This window comes from Brevibacillus sp. FSL K6-0770 (genome assembly GCF_038000275.1).
In the GTDB taxonomy this organism is placed as follows: Bacteria; Bacillota; Bacilli; order Brevibacillales; family Brevibacillaceae; genus Brevibacillus; species Brevibacillus parabrevis.
This window is the reverse complement of the sequence record NZ_JBBOBQ010000001.1, coordinates 5887946-5906510: the sequence shown is the minus strand read 5'-3', so window position 1 is coordinate 5906510 and position 18565 is coordinate 5887946. Positions and strand designations below refer to the sequence as shown.

Annotated in this window: 16 protein-coding genes; 14 read left to right on the top strand and 2 right to left on the bottom strand. The window is 52.3% G+C overall.

Features of this window, described 5'->3' with window-relative positions; translation table 11 throughout:
* Window positions 1-3: 3 nt before the first annotated feature.
* From NST23_RS27895 to NST23_RS27865, 7 genes are all read left to right on the top strand, one after another.
* Window positions 4-1737 (top strand): cache domain-containing sensor histidine kinase, encoded by a 1734-nt coding sequence (locus NST23_RS27895; protein WP_217022004.1) that lies wholly within the window; start codon window positions 4-6, stop codon window positions 1735-1737.
* Window positions 1709-2899 carry a response regulator gene (locus NST23_RS27890; protein WP_122962304.1) on the top strand — a complete coding sequence of 397 codons (1191 nt, stop codon included), beginning with the start codon at window positions 1709-1711 and terminating at the stop codon, window positions 2897-2899. The genes NST23_RS27895 and NST23_RS27890 overlap by 29 nt, the downstream gene beginning before the upstream one ends.
* Window positions 2900-3018: 119 nt before the next feature.
* Window positions 3019-4320, top strand: coding sequence for an ABC transporter substrate-binding protein (locus NST23_RS27885; RefSeq protein WP_173597235.1), 1302 nt, complete (start codon window positions 3019-3021; stop codon window positions 4318-4320).
* Between the two features lie 57 nt (window positions 4321-4377).
* Window positions 4378-5298, top strand: a complete 921-nt coding sequence (locus NST23_RS27880; protein WP_173597297.1) for a carbohydrate ABC transporter permease — start codon at window positions 4378-4380, stop codon at window positions 5296-5298.
* Window positions 5295-6107, top strand: a complete 813-nt coding sequence (locus NST23_RS27875; protein WP_083955838.1) for a carbohydrate ABC transporter permease — start codon at window positions 5295-5297, stop codon at window positions 6105-6107. The genes NST23_RS27880 and NST23_RS27875 overlap by 4 nt, the downstream gene beginning before the upstream one ends.
* A 13-nt stretch (window positions 6108-6120) precedes the next feature.
* Window positions 6121-6792 carry a YesL family protein gene (locus tag NST23_RS27870; protein ID WP_274874607.1) on the top strand — a complete coding sequence of 224 codons (672 nt, stop codon included), beginning with the start codon at window positions 6121-6123 and terminating at the stop codon, window positions 6790-6792.
* Window positions 6782-8479, top strand: a complete 1698-nt coding sequence (locus NST23_RS27865) for an amylo-alpha-1,6-glucosidase (protein ID WP_340965096.1) — start codon at window positions 6782-6784, stop codon at window positions 8477-8479. Before NST23_RS27870 ends, NST23_RS27865 begins: the two co-directional genes overlap by 11 nt.
* Before the next feature lie 63 nt (window positions 8480-8542).
* Here the strand turns inward: NST23_RS27865 and NST23_RS27860 are convergent, their stop codons facing one another.
* Window positions 8543-9055, bottom strand: coding sequence for a hypothetical protein (locus NST23_RS27860; RefSeq protein WP_122962309.1), 513 nt, complete (start codon window positions 9053-9055; stop codon window positions 8543-8545).
* A 79-nt stretch (window positions 9056-9134) separates the two neighbouring features.
* On the bottom strand, window positions 9135-10514 hold the full coding sequence (locus NST23_RS27855) for a hypothetical protein (protein ID WP_340965093.1): 1380 nt from the start codon (window positions 10512-10514) through the stop codon (window positions 9135-9137).
* A 234-nt stretch (window positions 10515-10748) separates the two neighbouring features.
* Between NST23_RS27855 and NST23_RS27850 the strand changes: the two genes are divergently transcribed.
* Genes NST23_RS27850 through NST23_RS27820 form a run of 7 tightly spaced genes read left to right on the top strand, consistent with a single transcriptional unit; the run spans window position 10749 to window position 18556 of the window.
* Entirely contained in the window at window positions 10749-11792 is a 1044-nt protein-coding gene (locus tag NST23_RS27850) for an extracellular solute-binding protein (RefSeq protein WP_122962311.1), read from the top strand.
* 12 nt (window positions 11793-11804) lie between these two features.
* Entirely contained in the window at window positions 11805-12620 is an 816-nt protein-coding gene (locus NST23_RS27845) for an ABC transporter permease (protein WP_122962312.1), read from the top strand.
* The gene (locus tag NST23_RS27840; protein ID WP_122962313.1) at window positions 12620-13411 is read left to right on the top strand and encodes an ABC transporter permease; all 792 of its coding nucleotides are present in this window, start codon (window positions 12620-12622) and stop codon (window positions 13409-13411) included. The genes NST23_RS27845 and NST23_RS27840 overlap by 1 nt, the downstream gene beginning before the upstream one ends.
* Entirely contained in the window at window positions 13412-14464 is a 1053-nt protein-coding gene (locus tag NST23_RS27835) for an ABC transporter ATP-binding protein (RefSeq protein ID WP_229049777.1), read from the top strand. It abuts the gene before it with no gap.
* 10 nt (window positions 14465-14474) lie between these two features.
* Window positions 14475-15275, top strand: a complete 801-nt coding sequence (locus NST23_RS27830) for a sugar phosphate isomerase/epimerase family protein (RefSeq protein ID WP_122962314.1) — start codon at window positions 14475-14477, stop codon at window positions 15273-15275.
* 48 nt (window positions 15276-15323) lie between these two features.
* Window positions 15324-15827 carry a hypothetical protein gene (locus NST23_RS27825; protein ID WP_340965090.1) on the top strand — a complete coding sequence of 168 codons (504 nt, stop codon included), beginning with the start codon at window positions 15324-15326 and terminating at the stop codon, window positions 15825-15827.
* On the top strand, window positions 15776-18556 hold the full coding sequence (locus NST23_RS27820) for a glycerophosphodiester phosphodiesterase family protein (protein WP_340965087.1): 2781 nt from the start codon (window positions 15776-15778) through the stop codon (window positions 18554-18556). Before NST23_RS27825 ends, NST23_RS27820 begins: the two co-directional genes overlap by 52 nt.
* The last annotated feature ends 9 nt before the right edge of the window (window positions 18557-18565 follow it).

The window sequence follows — 18565 nt, the reverse complement described above, 5'->3', positions numbered from 1 at the left end:
CACATGAAATCATGGTTGCTCGTTCCGCGCAGAAGTATCCACGCCAAGCTGCTCGCTTGTATGCTCATCGCCGCCATCATCCCGCTGTTTATTCTCGGCAGCATGGCTTACTGGAAGTCGTCGATGGTCGTGCGGGAGCAGTTTGGCACATCCGGGGAGTACATTGCGACACAGCTGCAAATCCAGATCGACAACTACCTGAGTCAAATGCGCTACATCGCCTACGACATCAACACGTACTTGTCCGACCCCACGCTGATCGTCATGCGCGAGGAGCAGCCGAAAACATACGCGGGCTTTCTGGAGCAAAAAAACTTTGAACGTTTCTTGGGGGCGTACAGCACGCAGGATACGAAAGGCATCTTCATCGTGACGCCCTCGGGGTATTTTTTCGGGAAAAATGTGATCAACGGACAAGACTTGCAGCGCGAACAATGGTGGAAGGCGTTGCCCGCGAAGCTCACAGGAGAGAGCTGGATCGGTTTTTACACCCCTCGGCATTACGTCGGGTTTGAACAAACCGAATTTCGCCATAGCGAAAAGGTGCTGGGACTGGTCGTGCCTGTTCTCAGCGGTTACGGCGTGCTCAAGGACAGCCGGATTTTGATTGAAATGAAAGCCGGGAAGCTGTTTCAGCTGTTTCAGAAGCTGGAAGACGACATGAAGGCGTACGTAACGATCACCGATGAAAACGGCCGCCTGATTTACCAGACAGCGGGCCGTTTTACCGAACAAAAAGACGACATCGTCTGGAACAAGCCGCTGGAATCGAACAACTGGATGATGCAGGTGCGCTTGCCTTACGAGCAGATGAATCGTTCTGCCGATGTGATTGGCTCTTTTTTCGTGGCTGCCCTCGTCTTGTCGGCAGCGCTGGCAGTCATGCTCGCCTATTTGTTTTCCCGACGAATCACCGGAAAAATTCGCAGGCTGGAAGAAACGATGCGGCTGGTCGGCACGGGCGAGCTGCAAACGCGAGCGACAGTCGATACGGAAGACGAGCTGGGCAGGCTCGGCGTGAGCTTCAATCAGATGGTCAGGAAAATCCAGACGCTGGTCGCTGAGGTGAGCAAAACCGAGCAATTGAAAAAAGAGGCGGAGCTGCGCGCCGTCCACTACCAGATTAACCCACATCTGTTGTTTAATACGCTCAACTCCATCCAGTGGAAGGCAAGGCTCTCCGGAGCGAATGAAATCGGCAGCATGCTCTACCACCTGATCAAAGTGCTGGAAGGCAACCTCGACATCTCGCAGGAGCTGGTGCCGCTGGAAAAGGAACTGAAGACAGCCGGGCATTTTTTGGAGATTCAACAGTTTCGCTACGGGCCTGTCTTTTCGTTTGAGCAGGACGGCGTGGAGGCGTGCAGCCGTTATTTGATTCCGCGGATGACGCTCCAACCGCTCTTGGAAAATATTTTTTTCCACGCTTTTGAAGACGGAGAGGGAGTCATCCGGATTGCGGTTCAGGAAGAAGCAGGCATCGTGACGCTGCTGTTGCGCGACGATGGCGCGGGAATCGAGCCGCAGCGGCTTGCCCAGCTCTTGGACCCGGAACTGAAACGCTCCAGCAAGCGGGGTCTTGGCGTGTTCAATGTGGATCAGAAATTCAAGCTTCATTTTGGCAAGGAATACGGGTTGAACATCTCGTCAGTCAGAGGAGCAGGAACCACGATTCAGATCACATGGCCGAAAAGGGAGGAAGTGCCTGATGAGCATCAAGGTAATGATTGTGGATGATGAGGTGCTGGTGCGAAAAGGTCTGAAGGCGATGGTGCCGTGGAGTCGTTACGGTATGGAGGTAGTCGCGGATGCCCCGAATGGGCGCAAGGGCTGGGAAGCTTTTATGCAGATTCAACCTGAGCTTGTGATTACCGATATCGTCATGCCGGAAATGGATGGTCTGGAGCTGTGCAGGCGGGTCAAGGAACAGGCGCCGCAGACGAAAGTGCTCTTGCTGAGCTGCCACCGCGACTTTACTTTCGCCCAGCAGGGAATCTCTCTCGGTGTGTCTGGCTATTTGCTCAAAACTGAGTTTCAGGATGATGAGTGGGATTCCCTGCTGCAAAGGATGAGAGCTGAGCTGACAGGGGAGAAAAAGCAACCGCCTCAACCTCGCGAACGGCAAAAGGAGTGGAGGCTCGAATTTGGAACATGGCTGACGGGCTTGAATCGCGGCTTTGAGCAAAGCTTGGCTGCCATGCTGGAAGCGCAGTGGGGCTGGATGAACGATGCCACGCGTGTATGGTTGCTGGCAGGCATGGGCGAGTATCGGGAAGAGCAGGAGCGGGTAATGTTGTCACGGGAGCTGGATACGACCTGGGAGTGGATTCCGTGTGGAGATCACCGCTTCCTGTTTTGTCCCGCTGATTCGTGCAGGCAGGTGGAGTCGCTGCTGGTGGAATGGAAGCTGGCTGGAACCGTGACAAGCTGGGAAACAGCGGGTCCTTTTAGCGGGCGCGAGCAGTGGCTGCTGACGGTGCGCACGCTGTACAAGAAGACGGAATGGGCGAAAAAATTCGGCGTGATGCAGGATGCGTGGCAGGAGCCGATTCGCCAGGCCGTTCACTATGCGCTCGATCGGCTGGACACGCCGCTGACGGTAAGCGAGGTCGCTTCACAGGTCGGGCTGAGCCGCAGCCACTTTAGCGTGTTGTTTAAAAAAGGCGTGGGCGAGAGCTTCGGGGAGTTTCTCGACAAGCGTCGCGTGAGAATCGCGCAAGGCATGCTTGGCGAGACAACGATGTCGATCCAGGAAGTGGCGGAACGCGTCGGTCTGCCTGACGCCAAATACTTTAGCAAATGGTTCAAAAAATACACAGGCATGAGTCCCAGTCATTACCGTTTCAAACAAAAAGAGGAGTCTGGCCGAACAATCGTCCACTCCACCGCGCAAACTTGATTCGGCCCGGAAAAAGGAAACAAATTCGCGTACTAATTACGAACAGATGGCGGTTTCCCCATATTTTTTCTTTCATTAGAATGGAGAAAAATCAGGCTGTAACTCAAGGGGGGGCACAGATGAAAAAGATGGCGTCAAAATGGATGACAGCCGGGATGGCACTACTTCTCGCTGTAGTGACGGGTTGTTCGCAAAGCCAGCCAGCAGAGACACAAAACACGGGCAGTAACACTGGCAGCACAACGCCGACATCGTCTGAAAAAAAGGAAACGGTTACATTGCGCTTTGCGACATGGGACACGGATGAAATGCTGAAAATTCAGCAAGATATCGCGAAGAAATTCGAACAAAAAAATCCCGGCGTGAAAGTGCAGGTCGAAGCGTATGCCGATGGTTTTGACCAGAAGCTGGTCGCGGCATTCGGTGCGAAAAACCCGCCGGATGTCATGTACATGTGGGATTTCCCGACTTACCATGCGTCGCTTGAGCCGCTGGATGAATTTGCAAAAAAAGATTCGACAGTCGCCATCGACGACTTTTATCAAGGACTCCTGAATTACAACCGCTACAACGGGAACTTGTACGGATTGCCTGCCGGGTTCTCGACGCGCGTCATGTTTTACAACAAAAAGCTGTTCAACGAGGCGAATGTGCCACTGCCGACAGACGGCTGGACGTACGACGACTTTAAAGCAGCAGCCAAACAGCTGACGGTCCGTGAGAAGAAGCAGTACGGATTTGCCGTTCGCTCTGAGCCGGATACGTACGACCTGCAGGAAGTGGTCTGGAGCAATGGCAGCAGCTTTATCAGCCCGGATGGAAAATCGATCGATGGATTCATGAATAGCAAAGAAACCGCGCAAGCTTTGCAAGTTTTCAGCGATCTGACGAAGGAAAAGAGCGCGGTGCTCGTCGGAGGCAAAAATCAGCAAAGCGGAAACGACTTGTTCAAAGCTGGCAAGCTGGCGATGTATGACAACGGCGTATGGTCGCTGGAGTCTTACAAAAAGGCAAACGTCGATTTCGGCACGGTCGTAATGCCGCAGTTCCCTGGCAAACAGGGCAAAGGTGTCATCGCCACTTCCTCGGTGTCGATCGCCAAAGACTCCAAGCATAAAGAGCTGGCTTGGGAGTTCGTGAAATACTTCGTTTCCAGTGAAGCGATCAAAATGCGCACGTCCGATCTGCCTGTACGGATCAGCGTGGTTCAGGAGAAAAAGCTCGATCAGGACGCCCTGTACGCTCCGTTTTACAAGATGCTGGAGAAGTCGAACGATACGCCAGCGTTCCTTTTGCACCCGCATTGGAACGAGATCAATCGCAACCTCTCGGCGGCGGTCAATGCGATCATGCTGGGCCAAAATGCCGAAGAGCTGCTGAACAAGGCGGTCAAGGACTCCCAGAAGTACATGCAAAAATAAGGGAAGGATGTCAGGGACGTGAAAACAGAGACAATCGTGACGCGTGAGCAGCCTGCCATGACCGTACAACCCAAAAAAATGAACTGGGGGGCGCTTCTCACCCCCTATCTTTTTATCCTCCCATGGATCATCGGCTTTCTCGCTTTTACGCTGGGACCGATGCTGTTTTCGCTCGTAATGAGCTTTTTTGACTGGCCTGTAGTGGGGGAGGTTACCTTTGTCGGGCTGGACAACTACGTCAACATGTTTACCGATGACCCGCTGTTTTGGCAATCGCTTTGGGTAACGATCAAGTTCGCCCTGCTGTTTGTGCCGCTCAATCTGATCATCGCCCTGTTTTTGGCGATCATGCTTAACCAAAAAGTGCGGGCAAGCGGCTTTTTCCGGACGGTGTTCTACTTGCCGAGCGTGATTTCCGGCGTGGCGCTGGCGATGATCTGGGCATGGGTGTATGACGGCGAGTACGGCATTTTCAACTACTTGCTCAGCCTGATCGGAATTACCGGGCCGGATTGGTTGAATGACACCTCATGGGCGCTCGTCGCCATGGTCATCGCCAGTCTGTGGGGGCAAGGCTCGATGGTGCTGATTTTTCTCGCGGGGCTGAAAGGGATTCCCGAAAGCTTGTATGAAGCTGCATCCATTGACGGCGCGGGTACAGTGCACAAGTTTTTTCGCATCACACTGCCGATGATCAGCCCGACGCTTTTGTTCAACCTGATCATGACGATCATCAGCGCGTTTCAGCAGCTCAGCCTGGCGCTTTTGCTCACCGGGGGCGGGCCGTTGCAATCGACTTACTTTTACGCCATGTACGCGTACGACAACGCCTTCAAATACTTCAAGATGGGATATGCGTCGGCGAACTCGTGGTTTATGTTTTTGATCATTTTGGTGCTGACTTTCATCGTCTTCAAAACATCCGGAGGCTGGGTGTACTACGAAGGTGACAATCGCAAGGGAGGGGAGGAAGCTTGATTCGCAAAGCGATATCGTATACGAGCTTGATCTTTTTCTCCTTTCTGTTTCTGGCTCCGTTTTACTGGATGGTCTCTACTGCGTTGAAGTCGGATCAGGAGATTTACACGTATCCGCCCAAATGGATTCCTGACGTCTTGCACTGGGAGAACTTCGCCAATGCGTGGATGTCGCAGCCGTTTAATCTGTTTTTGCAAAATTCGTTGAGCGTGACGCTCTTGACGACGATCGGCCAGCTGATTTCCTCATCGCTGGTGGCATACGGGTTTGCCAGATTTACGTTTAAAGGCAGGGACTTCCTGTTCATGGTCGTGCTGGCGACGATGATGATTCCGTGGGAAGTGACGATGATTCCGCTGTATATGGAATTTAATTACTTGAACTGGATTAATACCTTGAAGCCATTAATTGTGCCCTCCTTTTTCGGGGCGCCGTTCTATATTTTCTTGATGCGTCAGTTTATTTTGACAATTCCTCGCGAGCTGGATGAAGCGGCACGCATCGATGGGGCAGGCCCGTTCCAGATTTACGCGCGCATCGTGGTTCCGCTGATGATGCCTGCGCTGATTTTGATTAGCGTCTTCAACATTATGAACACTTGGAATGATTATTTGGGGCCGTTGATCTTTTTGAATGACCAGAGCCAGTACACTTTGACGCTCGGGCTTGCGCAATTCAAAGGCATGTACGACGTGGAAGCGACCGGGCTGATGGCGGTTACGATCCTGATCTCGCTGCCGCCGCTCGTGCTCTTTTTCCTCGCCCAGCGGTATATCGTCGACAACGCGGCAGGGGTCGGCATCAAGTAAGGAGGCATGGCAGGTGAAACATCGGGAGAAATGGGAAGGGGCATTCTGGTCGGTTCATCAATGCGGAGAGTGGCTGTTGCGGCTGGCAGTAGCCCACCTGCTCTGGATCGGCGGCACGCTTTTGGGAGGCGTCGTGCTTGGCGTTTTTCCGGCGACCGCAGCTGTGCATGAGGTGCTTGGCGGGCAAGGCTCAGGCGGAAACAGGGATGACAGAGGGCTTGCAGCCGCTTTCTGGTATGCGTACCGCCGTTACTTTTGGCGAAGCCAGCTATTGGGATATGCCCTGTTGCTGTCGGGAGTCGTGTTGTGGGGCGACCTGATTTTTTTCCTTGGTCTGGGCACGAAATGGAGCCTTGTTTGCGCAGCTTTGTTGGCCGGAATCAGTCTTCTGCATACCGCGATTTGCTGTCACGCTTTTGCCTTGCTTGTGCGCTTGGATCGCGGCTTTTGGGCAGGAATCAGGCAGTCGTTCTGGGCGGTGGCGGCTTTTCCCCTGCACGCTATGGTGACGGTCGGCGGCGTGTTTTTGTGCGTGGGCGTCATGCTTGTCTTGCCAGCGCTGCCGATCTTGCTGGGGGCAAGTGCGCTTGTCTGGTGGATGGCAGTGCGGACGGTTCGCTTGCTGGAAAAGTGCGAGCGCAAAGCAACTACACAGCAACTACGGGGTGAAACATATGCAGTTTGATTTGGGAATCGTTCCTTTTAGCCGACACGGGTCTTTTCTCGTCGTTTCCCGGCTTGGCAGCGACAAGCGGGCCGAGGGACTGTACTTGCGCAATGTGCGTGGCGGAGACAATCGGGACGGGGCTGTCTTTCGCCTGGAGCTGGTAGACGGCGGGGTGGCCGTTCCTTTTGAAGTAGTCGCTACGCCAACTGTGCTCGTGCTGCGGGCAGAGCAAGGCGAGTTGGAATTGTGCATGGGCGAGCCGCAGCTTGTTCAGGTTCGCGGACGGGGTGTCGACTTGCGGCTGGTGGTGGAATCGGAAGCCGCGGATTACGTCATGCCAGCACCAGCCGACTGCCTGGTAGTCAACCATTTTACGACCGAGCTGCACTTTCGACTGACACCGCTTGCTGGAAAAGTGGCGGTAGAAGACGCGTGGAAGGCGACGCGAGACAGTCAGGTCAAGCTGTCGTTTTTGCCTGACGGTCAGACGGGTGAGCTGGAGGGCGTAATCGAGGAATTTCAGACGGTGTGGCGAGAGCGCAGCTATCCTGATTTTGCTTCCGGTCGCGCTCGGGTGGAGCAAGAGTATCGCGAATGGCTGGGACAGACGCTTCCACTCTCGGAAGCTGCTCGTGAAGACGGGCTGGCAGAAGCGCGCGAGCTGGCAGCGTATATAACGTGGTCGTGTGTCGTAAGGCCAGAAGGGTATTTGCCGCGTCCGGCGATGTACATGTCGAAAAACTGGATGACCAACATCTGGAGCTGGGATCATTGTTTCAATGCGATGGCCTTGACTCGCTGGAATTTGCCGCTCGCCTGGGATCAGTTGATGGTGTTTATCGACAGGCAGGACGAGAGCGGCGTGTTCCCCGATTTTATCAACGACAGGTATGCGCTCTGGAACTGCTGCAAGCCGCCGATTCACGGCTGGACGCTGGGCTGGATGCTGGCGCGCAACGACGATGTTACCGATGAGATGCTGACAGCGATATACGAGCCGCTATGCCGTTGGACGGACTGGTGGTTCCGCTACCGCGATGATGATCAGGACGGCATTCCTCAATACAACCACGGCTACGATTGCGGCTGGGACAACAGCACGGTTTTTCTCGACGGAACACCGATTGAAAGCCCGGATTTGCCCGCGTATCTCGTGTTGCAAATGGATGTGTTGGCGGGAGTGGCGAAGCGGTTGGGTCGGGATGACGAGGCGCAAGCCTGGGAAGAAGAGTCGGAAGCGACTTTGCAGCGATTGCTGGCGCAGCATTGGGATGGGAAGAAGTTTTTTGCGACACGTTCGGGGAGCGACCAGCCCACCCGAGGTGACAGCTTGATCTGCTACATGCCGCTTGTGCTCGGCGAAAAGCTGCCCGAAGCGATGCGTGAGCAGATGATCGCAGACGTGCAGCAGCGTTTTTTAACGGACCACGGACTGGCTACGGAGAGCCCGGCAAGCCCGTTTTACCGCAGCGATGGCTACTGGCTCGGCCCGATTTGGGCGCCGGTGACCATGCTGTTGGTCGATGGCTTGCGCCGTGCGGGCGAAGAAAAGCTTTCCCAGGAAATTGCCCGACGCTTTTGCCGCATGGCGGCGGCAAGCGGGATGGCGGAAAACTTCGATGCCCTGTCGGGTGCGGGACTGAGAGACAGGGCGTTTACGTGGACGTCCAGCGTGTTTTTAATGTTGGCGCATGAGTATGTGTGAGTGACAAAAAAGGACGATGGCTGCTGGAAAAGAGCGTAGCCATCGTCTTTTTCACCTTCCTTGCTAAGGAGTAGGGTTTTCTTTATAAGGATAGGTAATTTTCAAGCGGTAATAATCGTTACTCAAGTACTTATATTGTATCTTTAGAATTTTTCCTCCTTCATAAACTAAAAAACTTGATTCATTGACCAAAGCATGAAAGCTGCTAATCTTTCCTTCGTTTTTCAATATTGGCAATACTTCATTGTAAAAAGCATTAAACTCATTCTCATTGGAGTACGTCCGATAAAATGGTGAGCAGCTGTCTGTTATACCTTCAAAAACTGTACGTTCAGGAAGTGGCAGTTTGAGTTCCTCACACTGGAAGGAATGGCTAGGGGCCAGATAACTTTTTAGAGCATGTTGAAATTCTCTGTCCCAAAAAAACAATTGAATAAGGATGAGCAAGGAAAGAGCAAATACGATCTGCCACTTCCTTTGGCGCCATCCTGCGCGGCGAAGTACCAAAGAAAAGTAGATTAGGAAGATGACAAGAAAGAACAGGGAGTAAAAAATGTGGGACAGGGGAATTGGCATAGATCCTCCATGGTGAGCGTGTATTGCATTTTGAAATACAAAGTCATAACAAACCGCACTTCACTATCTGAAATACTATTTAGTTGTGTTTTATCGAAACATAGTAGGTAGACAAATAAATGGGGCGGATATAAGCGTCTTTAGAAGTCGCTCCCCAGTGATCATTTATCCTAAGAAACTCGTAAGTCCATACGTGGCGTGTATCATTGCTATCTCGAAAAGTTGCCTCGTATTCTTTGGCTCCCTTAACAGTGACTGTATGATCATAGTAAGGTTTCGAGTCCATGCTATAATACCCTGGCCCATCACTATCTAAATAGTTTTTAATATCGTCGTAATCTGGGGTGACTATTTCTTCATCATCACTTGTGGATTGAGATGAATCCCCTACTGCGTTAGCTGCAATTTTGTATAAGTTAGCATTATCCCAAGGATAGACCCCGTTGTCCGGTTTAACAAAGTATTTTGATTTAATCATTGCGTCGTATGCTTTCTTTTTATTGGAAGAGGATAAGTTAGAGTGATAGTTCATAATTTCTAATGTGCTAATTAATGCGCAATCATTATCGTAGTTATCCCATGGACTATCATCCTGATTTATGTCAGGAACATAGTAAGATTGGCTATACTCTTCGGATACTTTGACATTTGTATATCCATCATTTTCTAAGTATTTTTTTAACCATACGCCTGGATCTGTAATATAGTCGCCGTCGTATCCTTCGTTAGCACCTGAAAGAAAAGTTGAAAATAGTGAATCTAGCGTATCTTCAGTGGTATTCTCCCATTTATTCTGCATCTGAGTAGTGTTTATAATTCTCTTTTTGTTTGGCTCGCTATTGTTTTCCCTCTTCAATTCATCTATTGACTTTCCTTTATCCTTACCTTCAATTACAACGCCATCGTGATTAACTGAAAAATGCTGAAACTGGTTAGAATATAAAGTTTTGTTATTATCGAAATATGAAGAATCAATCTTTTCAAAGGAGAATTGAAGCAGCTCGCCGCTATCGGAGTCCACAATAACGAACCCTTCTGTGAAAATAACAAGAACCTCTGATAAGCGATCTTCCAAGTCATGCACAGGAATAATTTTCTTTACTTTAAATATGCCTTTCTTTATTTGTTCAGCCCAAGGGGATTCTGTATCGACTGCGGAAATAACCATACTCTCCATTAGAGCTTGAGCGGTGCCATTTGCTATTTTTTCAAGATCGTTTGTACTAAGTATTGATTTCCTATTCTTGGGAATATATTTTCCGATTTCTTTTACAAATCGCTCGTTACTACTTTTACTGATGAGCATAGATGAAGAAGACTCTTTTGCTACTCCGGTATCTGGATAAGCTAAAGTTGATAAAAGAAGTGCGCCAGCAACTAGTAAGAGATTTTGTTTACTTATATTACCTTCAAAGTAAAAAAATGTAATTAAATCACTTTGAGTATATTTATTATACATTTTATTGTCAATATTTTACCAATCTTTAACATTCATTAAAAATTGTAACACACTCTCTTAACATTCAAGGCTTATAGTAAAAGCAACAAGCAAATAGCTTCGGAACCATTGGGTGGAGACATGTGAAAACCCATAGTTTCTTCGTACGTGCGCCAGGTGGCATGCGGAAGGACTATGTGTTTTTTTGTGTCTCCCTTTTTGTGTTCCGCTCAAAACGACAGGAGGAATCAGAGGATGAAACGTGGTTGGCTTGGCTTGACCTTGGCAGTGGCAATGGTGGGTATGGTCGGTTGCTCTGCGGCGGGAAGCGCAACTGGAGCAGCTGGGGGCGCCGGAAAAATGGCGATTGTGTACAACAACTCTGATGAGTGGGCGAGCTTTGGCACGATTCGCCAGGCGTTCAAGGAAAAGACCGGGATCGAAGTACCGAATGACAATAAAAACAGCGGCCAATCCGTGACAGCGATGATTGCGGAAAAAGACAGCCCGATCGCCGATGCGGTCTACTACGGAATCGTCTTCGGCTCTCAGGCGGTCGAGAAAGATTTGGTGGAAGGCTACAAGCCGCCGCATTTTGACGAGATTCCCGCAGCGTTGAAAGACCCTGACGGCAAGTGGATGACAGTGCACTACGGCGCGATCTCGTTCATCGTCAACAAGCAGGCACTGGGCAGCACCCCTGCGCCACAATCGTGGGCAGACCTTTTGAAGCCGGAGTACAAGGGCAAAGTCGGATTCCTCGACCCGTCCTCGGCTGCCGTAGGCTACAGCGTGACCGTAGCGGCCAACCTCGCCATGGGCGGCGATTTGGACAACTGGAATCCGGGCATCGATTACTTGAAAAAGCTGGAGGCAAACGGAGTCATCCATCCAAAAGGAACAGCCAATGCCAAAGTGATGAAAGGCGAAATCCCGATCATTATCGACGCCGATTTCAACGGCTACAAGATGAAGTACGAAGAAAACGGCCCAATCGATGTGGTCATTCCAAAAGAAGGCTCGCTGAAGCTGCCGTACGCCATGTCGATTATCAAAAATGCGCCGCATAAAGAGGCCGGACAACAATATCTCGACTTCCTGCTCTCCGACGAAGGTCAGCAAATGTTCGCCAAAGGCTTTGTCCGCCCGATCCGCAACGTGCAGATTCCAGGCGAGGTCGAAAGCAAGTTCTTGCCAGCGGCTGATTATGAGCGCGTCCGCGACGTTGACTTTGCGAAAATGAATCAGGTTCAAAACGCTTTTATCGAGCGTTGGAAGAGTGAAGTTCTTGCCAACTAGAGGAGTTTGTCTATGAAAAGAATGGGCGTTGCCGTCTTTGTCTTACCGATTTTTCTGCTGTTTGCGTTCTTTTTCCTGTATCCGCTCATCGTGCTGGTCGTAGCCAGCTTTCAGCGCGGCGGCGAGCTTACGGCGGGCAATTACGCTCAGATCATCACCAACCCGCAGTATTTGCACTCGCTGTGGAACAGCTTGTGGCTGTCTCTGTCCGTGACCTTGGTTGCGCTGGTTTTGTCTGCTGTGCTCGCTTTCTTTTTGGCCCGGCATTCGTTTCCGGGGAAGACGCTGTACTTTACGCTGCTGACTTTTCCGATCTCTTTTCCGGGCGTTGTCGTTGGCTTCATGATCATTATTTTGTTTGGTTCGACGGGCATTTTGCCGATGTTGTCCGAGCTTTTGACCGGGGAAAAAAAGCTGGTGTTTGCCTACACGATTGCCGGAATTTTTTTGGCCTACCTGTATTTCGAGATTCCGCGCATTGTGATGACGCTGTACGGGGCGATCAAAGATTTTGACCAGACGCTGGAGGAGGCTGCCCGAACTATCGGGGCCACGCCATGGCAGGCGATCCGCTATGTGGTGCTGCCGACGCTTTATCCGATCTTTCTCTCGGCGGGAGCACTTGCCTTTTCCACGTCGATGAGTGCATTCGGCACAGCTTTCACGCTGGCGAACGACTTCGATATTTTGCCGATCCTGATGTACAACGAGTTCACGCTCAATTTCAACATTGAAGTAGCCAGTGCGATTGCGGTCGTCATCGGGCTTGTCTGCGTGGGGATTAACCTCGGGTATCGCGTGCTGGTCGAGAAGGAGGGGCGTTCTTGATGCAAACAGCAGGAAAAGCGTTGGTTTACGTGCTGGTTTTTCTGATCAGTGCGCTCATCCTCTCTCCCTTGTTGTTTACCGTTGCCGGATCGTTTGCGGTGTACTGGGGCGCTGACATGTATTCGGCGGGCGTGACCTTGTCCTGGTATGCAAAAGTATTCGAGAAATTTGGGCATACGATTGGCTTTACGCTGGTGCTCGCTTTTTGCACGGTGCTGGTCAATACGGTGCTGGGCACGATGGCCGGCTACTGGTTTTACCGTTGGAAAAGCCGCTGGGTGTTTGTGCTGGAGGAGCTGTTGTCTCTTCCGATTGCTGTACCAGGCATTGCGATTGCCCTGGCGCTGATTCAGACGTATCCCGCGATGCGCGCATCCGGTGCCTTGATGCTGGTCGGGCATGTAATCATTACGTTTCCGCTGATGTTTCGGACTGTGCTCGGCACGCTGCGGACAAAAGATTTTCGCACGCTCGACGAATGCGCAGCTACGCTGGGAGCCGGGCCGATGTACCGCTTTTTCCATGTGATTTTTCCGAGCATTCGCGGGGCGATTCTCTCCGGTGCCGTCATGGTATTCATGCTGTCGCTCGGCGAGTTCAACATGAACTTTTTCCTGTACACGCCGCTGACGGTGACATTGCCGATCGGGCTGTACGAAGCGTACTCGACGCTGCGGATTGAATTGGGCAGTGCGTACACGACACTGTTTTTGGCGATGGCGATTCCGCTGATGTACTTGCTGCATCGCCTGAACCAGAGTTCGGCCTTTTCGCGAAACGGAGGGGTGTAGATGGAGGAGAGCACGGTGCAATCGATGGAAATTGCCATTCGTGGCGTATCAAAAACTTTTCAGGATGGAACGACGGCCTTGCAGCCGATCGATTTGCAGGTAGCGGCAGGCGAGGTGCTGGTGTTGCTCGGGCCATCTGGCTGCGGGAAAAGCACGCTGCTGCGGATGATTGCCGGGCTGGAGCAGCCGACAGCCGGACGTATTTTGATCGGGGATCGCGACGTTACCCAGCTTCCGCCGGAAAAGCGGGGGATCGGCTTTGTTTTTCAACAGTACGCCTTGTTTCCTACGATGACGGTGGAAGAAAACATCATGTTCGGCATGAAGCTGCGCAAAATCGGCAAGCAGGAGCAGAAGGCCAAGCTGGAGGAACTGCTTGCCTTGATGAACTTGACGGAGCTGCGCAAGCGACTGCCTATTCAGTTGTCTGGCGGGCAGCAACAGCGTGTGGCGATTGCCCGCGTGCTGGCGACTGACCCGATGATTTTGCTGATGGACGAGCCGTTGACGGCACTGGATGCCAAATTGAAGGAGCACCTGCGGTTGGAGCTGGCCCAGTTGTTTCGCAAGCTGCACATTACGACGGTATACGTGACGCATGACCAGACAGAAGCGATGGCGATTGCCGACCGGATTGTCGTGATGAACAAAGGGGTCATCGAGCAGAGCGGTACGCCGAAAGAGATTTACCTCAAGCCGAAATCTTCATTTGTGGCCCAGTTTGTCGGGCAAGTGAACCGCTTGCGGGCAAAGGTCAAGACAGCGGAGCGTGGCAACGTCCTCGATTTGGGATTTTACCAGCTTCCGTACAAAGGGGAGAGCCGGGCAGTCGCGGACATCGATGTGTTCCTTCGCCCGGAGGACGTATATCTCACGCAAGAAGCAGGCTTTTCTGCACGCGTGCAGGACGTGATTTTTCTCGGCGATCATTACCGCGTCATTGCCGAGTCCGGCGGGCAAAAGCTCGTTATCGACGTCGGAAACGACACGCTGATCCACGAAGGAGATCAGGTGCAACTGGAAATACGCGAAGACAAAATCATTTACGCATGAGGTGACGGGGATGAAAAAAGAAATTTGCTACTCCGACTTGGCGCTTTTGACGCAGCCGATTGAGGCAAATATCGAGCTGCTTCTGGAACACGGCGCAGACAAAATCGAGCTTTTGATGGACGGGCTGCAATGGGATGCCATGGACGATCAGATCGCCCGCATGAGCAAAGTGCTGCCTCAGTACAACGCAGGGTACACGGTGCACCCGCCAGCGTGGGACACCAGCTTGACCAGCGAGAACAAAGCGATTCGCGAAGCGTCTTTTTCCGAGTACGCGAAAGCGATCCAGTTCGCGCATAACATCGGGGCAGAGCATGTCGTGATTCACCCCGGCTTTTGCTTCTCGCCCGTCTTTGACAAAGAAATTGCCCAGATGCGAGCGGCTGACGCGATTCATCGCCTGTGCAAAATAGCCGCGCCGCTCGGCGTGAAGCTGGCTGTGGAAAATGTAGGTTACAAAGGCGCGTCGATTTTCAGCGAAGCGGAGTTTGCGGCTTTTCTGGATGGAATGGACAGCGTCGCAGGGTACTTGCTCGACACCGGACACGCTTATTTGAACGATTGGGACATTCCGGCACTCATTCGCAGTATTTCGCACCGACTGCTTGCCGTGCATTTGCATGACAATTACGCAACAGGAGACGATCATTTGCCGATTGGAGAAGGCGGCATCAGCTGGGAGCCTGTTTTTGCCACACTTGCGCAGACCGCGCCGGATTGCCAGCTGATTTTGGAATATGCGCCGGGCACAGAGTTGGTCAAGCTTCAGCAAGGAAAAAGCGTGCTGCTGGAGCGATTGCAGCTCGTGTAAGCAAGCAAACCGCACTACTACCATGATCAAAAGGAGTGGAGAGGGAGCATGAAAAGAAAGCAGACGAAGCAAACAGGCAAAACAGGAACGCAAAAGAGGGCAACGGCAGCATCTGTACTAGCGTTGACCGTCCTGCTCAGCAATGTCCCGGTGCATGCCGAGAATGCGACAGCGGTCACTGAGACAGAAGCAGGAAGCAGCACAGCAGGCGACACGAAGGCAGAAGAGACTGGGACAGACGCGCCAGAAACCGGAGCAGCCGAAGACGCTACCGCCGGCGAGAACGGCCCAGCAACTCCGGAAGCGCCAGGGGAAGTGCCCGCAGGTGATGCCGAGACGACACCAGGAGAAGCTCCTGCCGAGGTGCCGACTGATGCGCCAGCTCCAGAGGAAATTCCTGCTGTATCGAGCGTGGAAGCTTTGCAGATCACGCAAGACTCGCCGATCAAAATTACGGAAATTTTGTACGATGCAGACGGCTCCGACGATGGAACCGGTTTTTGGAGATTTCCAATCTGGGAACGAAAACCGTCGATATTAGCGGCTACATGATCGGCGATGAGGAAACAAGAGGCGGCGGCGAGGGAATGTTCGCTTTTCCGCAAGGCACGAAGCTTGCTCCCGGACAATCCATCACGATTGCCCAATCGTCGCTGATCAACAAGGCCAAATACCGCTATACTCCCGATTTTGAGCTTCCGCCTGTCGAGCAGTACAACCCGCAAGACGACCCGGATGTGCCGAATTTGCTGCCGACCGATTGGGCAACAGGGACGATTGTCATGGCAAACGGCGGCGATGACGTGCTGCTGATGGACGACAAGTACAACGTTCTCGACTATGTTCCATACATCAAAGACACGACTTTTAACGGCAAAAAAGTCAAGGCGGCCAAGCCGTTGAACAACTTGGGCGAATCTTTGCAACGAATCAAGCAAACGGGAGATGCTTCGGTCGACTTTTACTCGCTGTTCCCAAGTCCGGGAACGTGGAGCGACAAGGAGCCGGAAGAACCGGACTTTGGTCCGAGCGACTCTTTGATCATCACAGAGGTTATGAATGATCCGCTGTTTGATGAAAGCACGGGCGAATTTGTCGAGATTACGAACATATCGGATAAAGCTATCGACATTAGCGGCTATTTGATTGGAGATGAAGAAACAAAAGGCGGCAGCGAGGGAATGCACGCGTTCCCACCGGGGACAATCATTCAACCGTACCAGCCAATCGTTGTCGCCCGTTACGCGGATGGCATCGTAGAGCGTCACCAGACGAAGCCGGACTTTGAAATTTTCGAGTCGATGGACGATGTACCGCAAATGCTGCCGACGAAGTGGGCTACTGGCAGCCTGTATTTGGCTAACAGCGGCGATCATGTGATTTTGGCTGATCCAGAGGCGCGCGTCATTGACGCCATGGTATACGGCGATGCCAAATTCCCGCAAGTAACGGCACACCCGGGAGTGGCAGGCGGTCACACGATGGAACGCTTGACAGGTGAAGATACGAACGACGCTTCCAAAGATTTTGTCGACCAGCCTAATCCGACTCCGGGAGGTCTTCTGTTCGGCCCGGATGCTCTCGTAGACAAGATTCCGAAATCCGATTTGAAAGACAACGTCCTGATCGTGAAGGAGCCAGAGACTGGTGTTGTATCGCCAGTGACAGTAATTGGCTGCTATCAATCCGGCGATGTCTCGGCATTGGCTTCGTCCGGTGTTTCCTCCGTATTTTTGATCGTAGGCAAAAATATTGACGGACAACTGATTGTGTCGGCGGGAGACAGACCGCTTTTGGCCGATGCCCTCGATCAATTGGCGAACAAAGCGATTCCGATTTTGTCCATCGAATCGAAGGAGCTGGTGCCAGCTGTTGACCAACTGTTGACAGAGCGTTCCTTGACGGATGTGCACATCGTATCGAGCAACCCGGAGATTGTTCGTGCAATGCGGGAGAACAACGATGAGTACCGCGGCGCGATCCTGGACGGTGTGGACGAGCTTGATTTGGCCAAGCAAAAGCAGTTGGTAAAAACCGTGCGCGCCAGCAAATCGAACGTGCTGATTTTGCCTTACGACCGTGTGAATGCGGAAGTGGCTCGCTATTTCCGTCTGCGGGGAATTACGGTATGGGCAATTGAAAAAGCCGGAACCGTGCAGCATCACGATCTGGTCAGCATGGGTGTGCGCGGAATCATCTCTGCACAGCCAGAAACGGTGTTGTCTGCTCTGGCAGCCTATCCGACCGAGACGTTGACACAGCCGCCAATCGTCTACGCGCACCGCGGCATTCCGTCCAAAAAGCCGGAAAACACGATGTATTCGTTCCAGGAGGCCATTGACCTGGGAGCAGATATCGTGGAGACGGACATTCATAAGACGAAGGACGGCAAGCTTGTCCTGATTCACGACTTTGAGCTGGAGCGCACGACAAACGGCACGGGAAAAGTAAAAGACTACACGCTGGCAGAGCTTCGCGCACTGGTTGCCAACAAGCAAGACCCGGAAAACCCGGACTGGTACCAGCCTGAGATTACAGATGCCCGCATCCCTACACTCGACGAGCTGCTGGAAGCGGCAAAAGGCAAAGCCGTACTCGATCTGGAAGCAAAAAGCATCGGCTACGAAAAAGAAATCATCGAAGCCATTGAAGCGCATGACATGGTGGAAGACGTCATTCTTTGCAGCTTCAGCTCGGAAGTATTGAACCGTTTTGCTGCTTTGAATCCGGAAGTCGGGCTGGGCTATGTGCTGAGCGGCTCCAAGCCGGAAACGAAGAAGGATCAATACGCGGAGAAGCTCGTCACAGATGCGATCCAGCTCAATGCCCAATACTTCCTCGACCAGGCGATTTTGACACCGGAGCTGGCGCGCTACGCCAAGCATCGCGGATTGCCGCTCGGCGTGTACACCGTAAACGAAAATGCGCAGATTGAAGAAGCGTTGCGTACAGGTGTGAGCGGGGTTGTTACCGACTACGCACAACGTTTGCTGACAGCGCCAATTCGCGTCGATGCGCCGCAAAGCTCGCTGGAATTGACCGCAGGTGAAGTGAAGCCGCTCGAAGCGATCATCGACTATCGCGTGGCGGAAGACCAGTTGGCGCCAGCCCGCATTCGCCTGATTGACAACCATGACGCCGCAGTGGAAGTGGCAGCAGACGGCAAGAGCCTGATCGCCAAAAAGGCTGGCACAGCCAAGGTTCAACTGAGTGTGGAAGTGCCATCTGGCGGCAAGACGTGGAAAATGGTCACGACCGTGATCGAAGTGAAGGTCAATTAATTGTTTCGC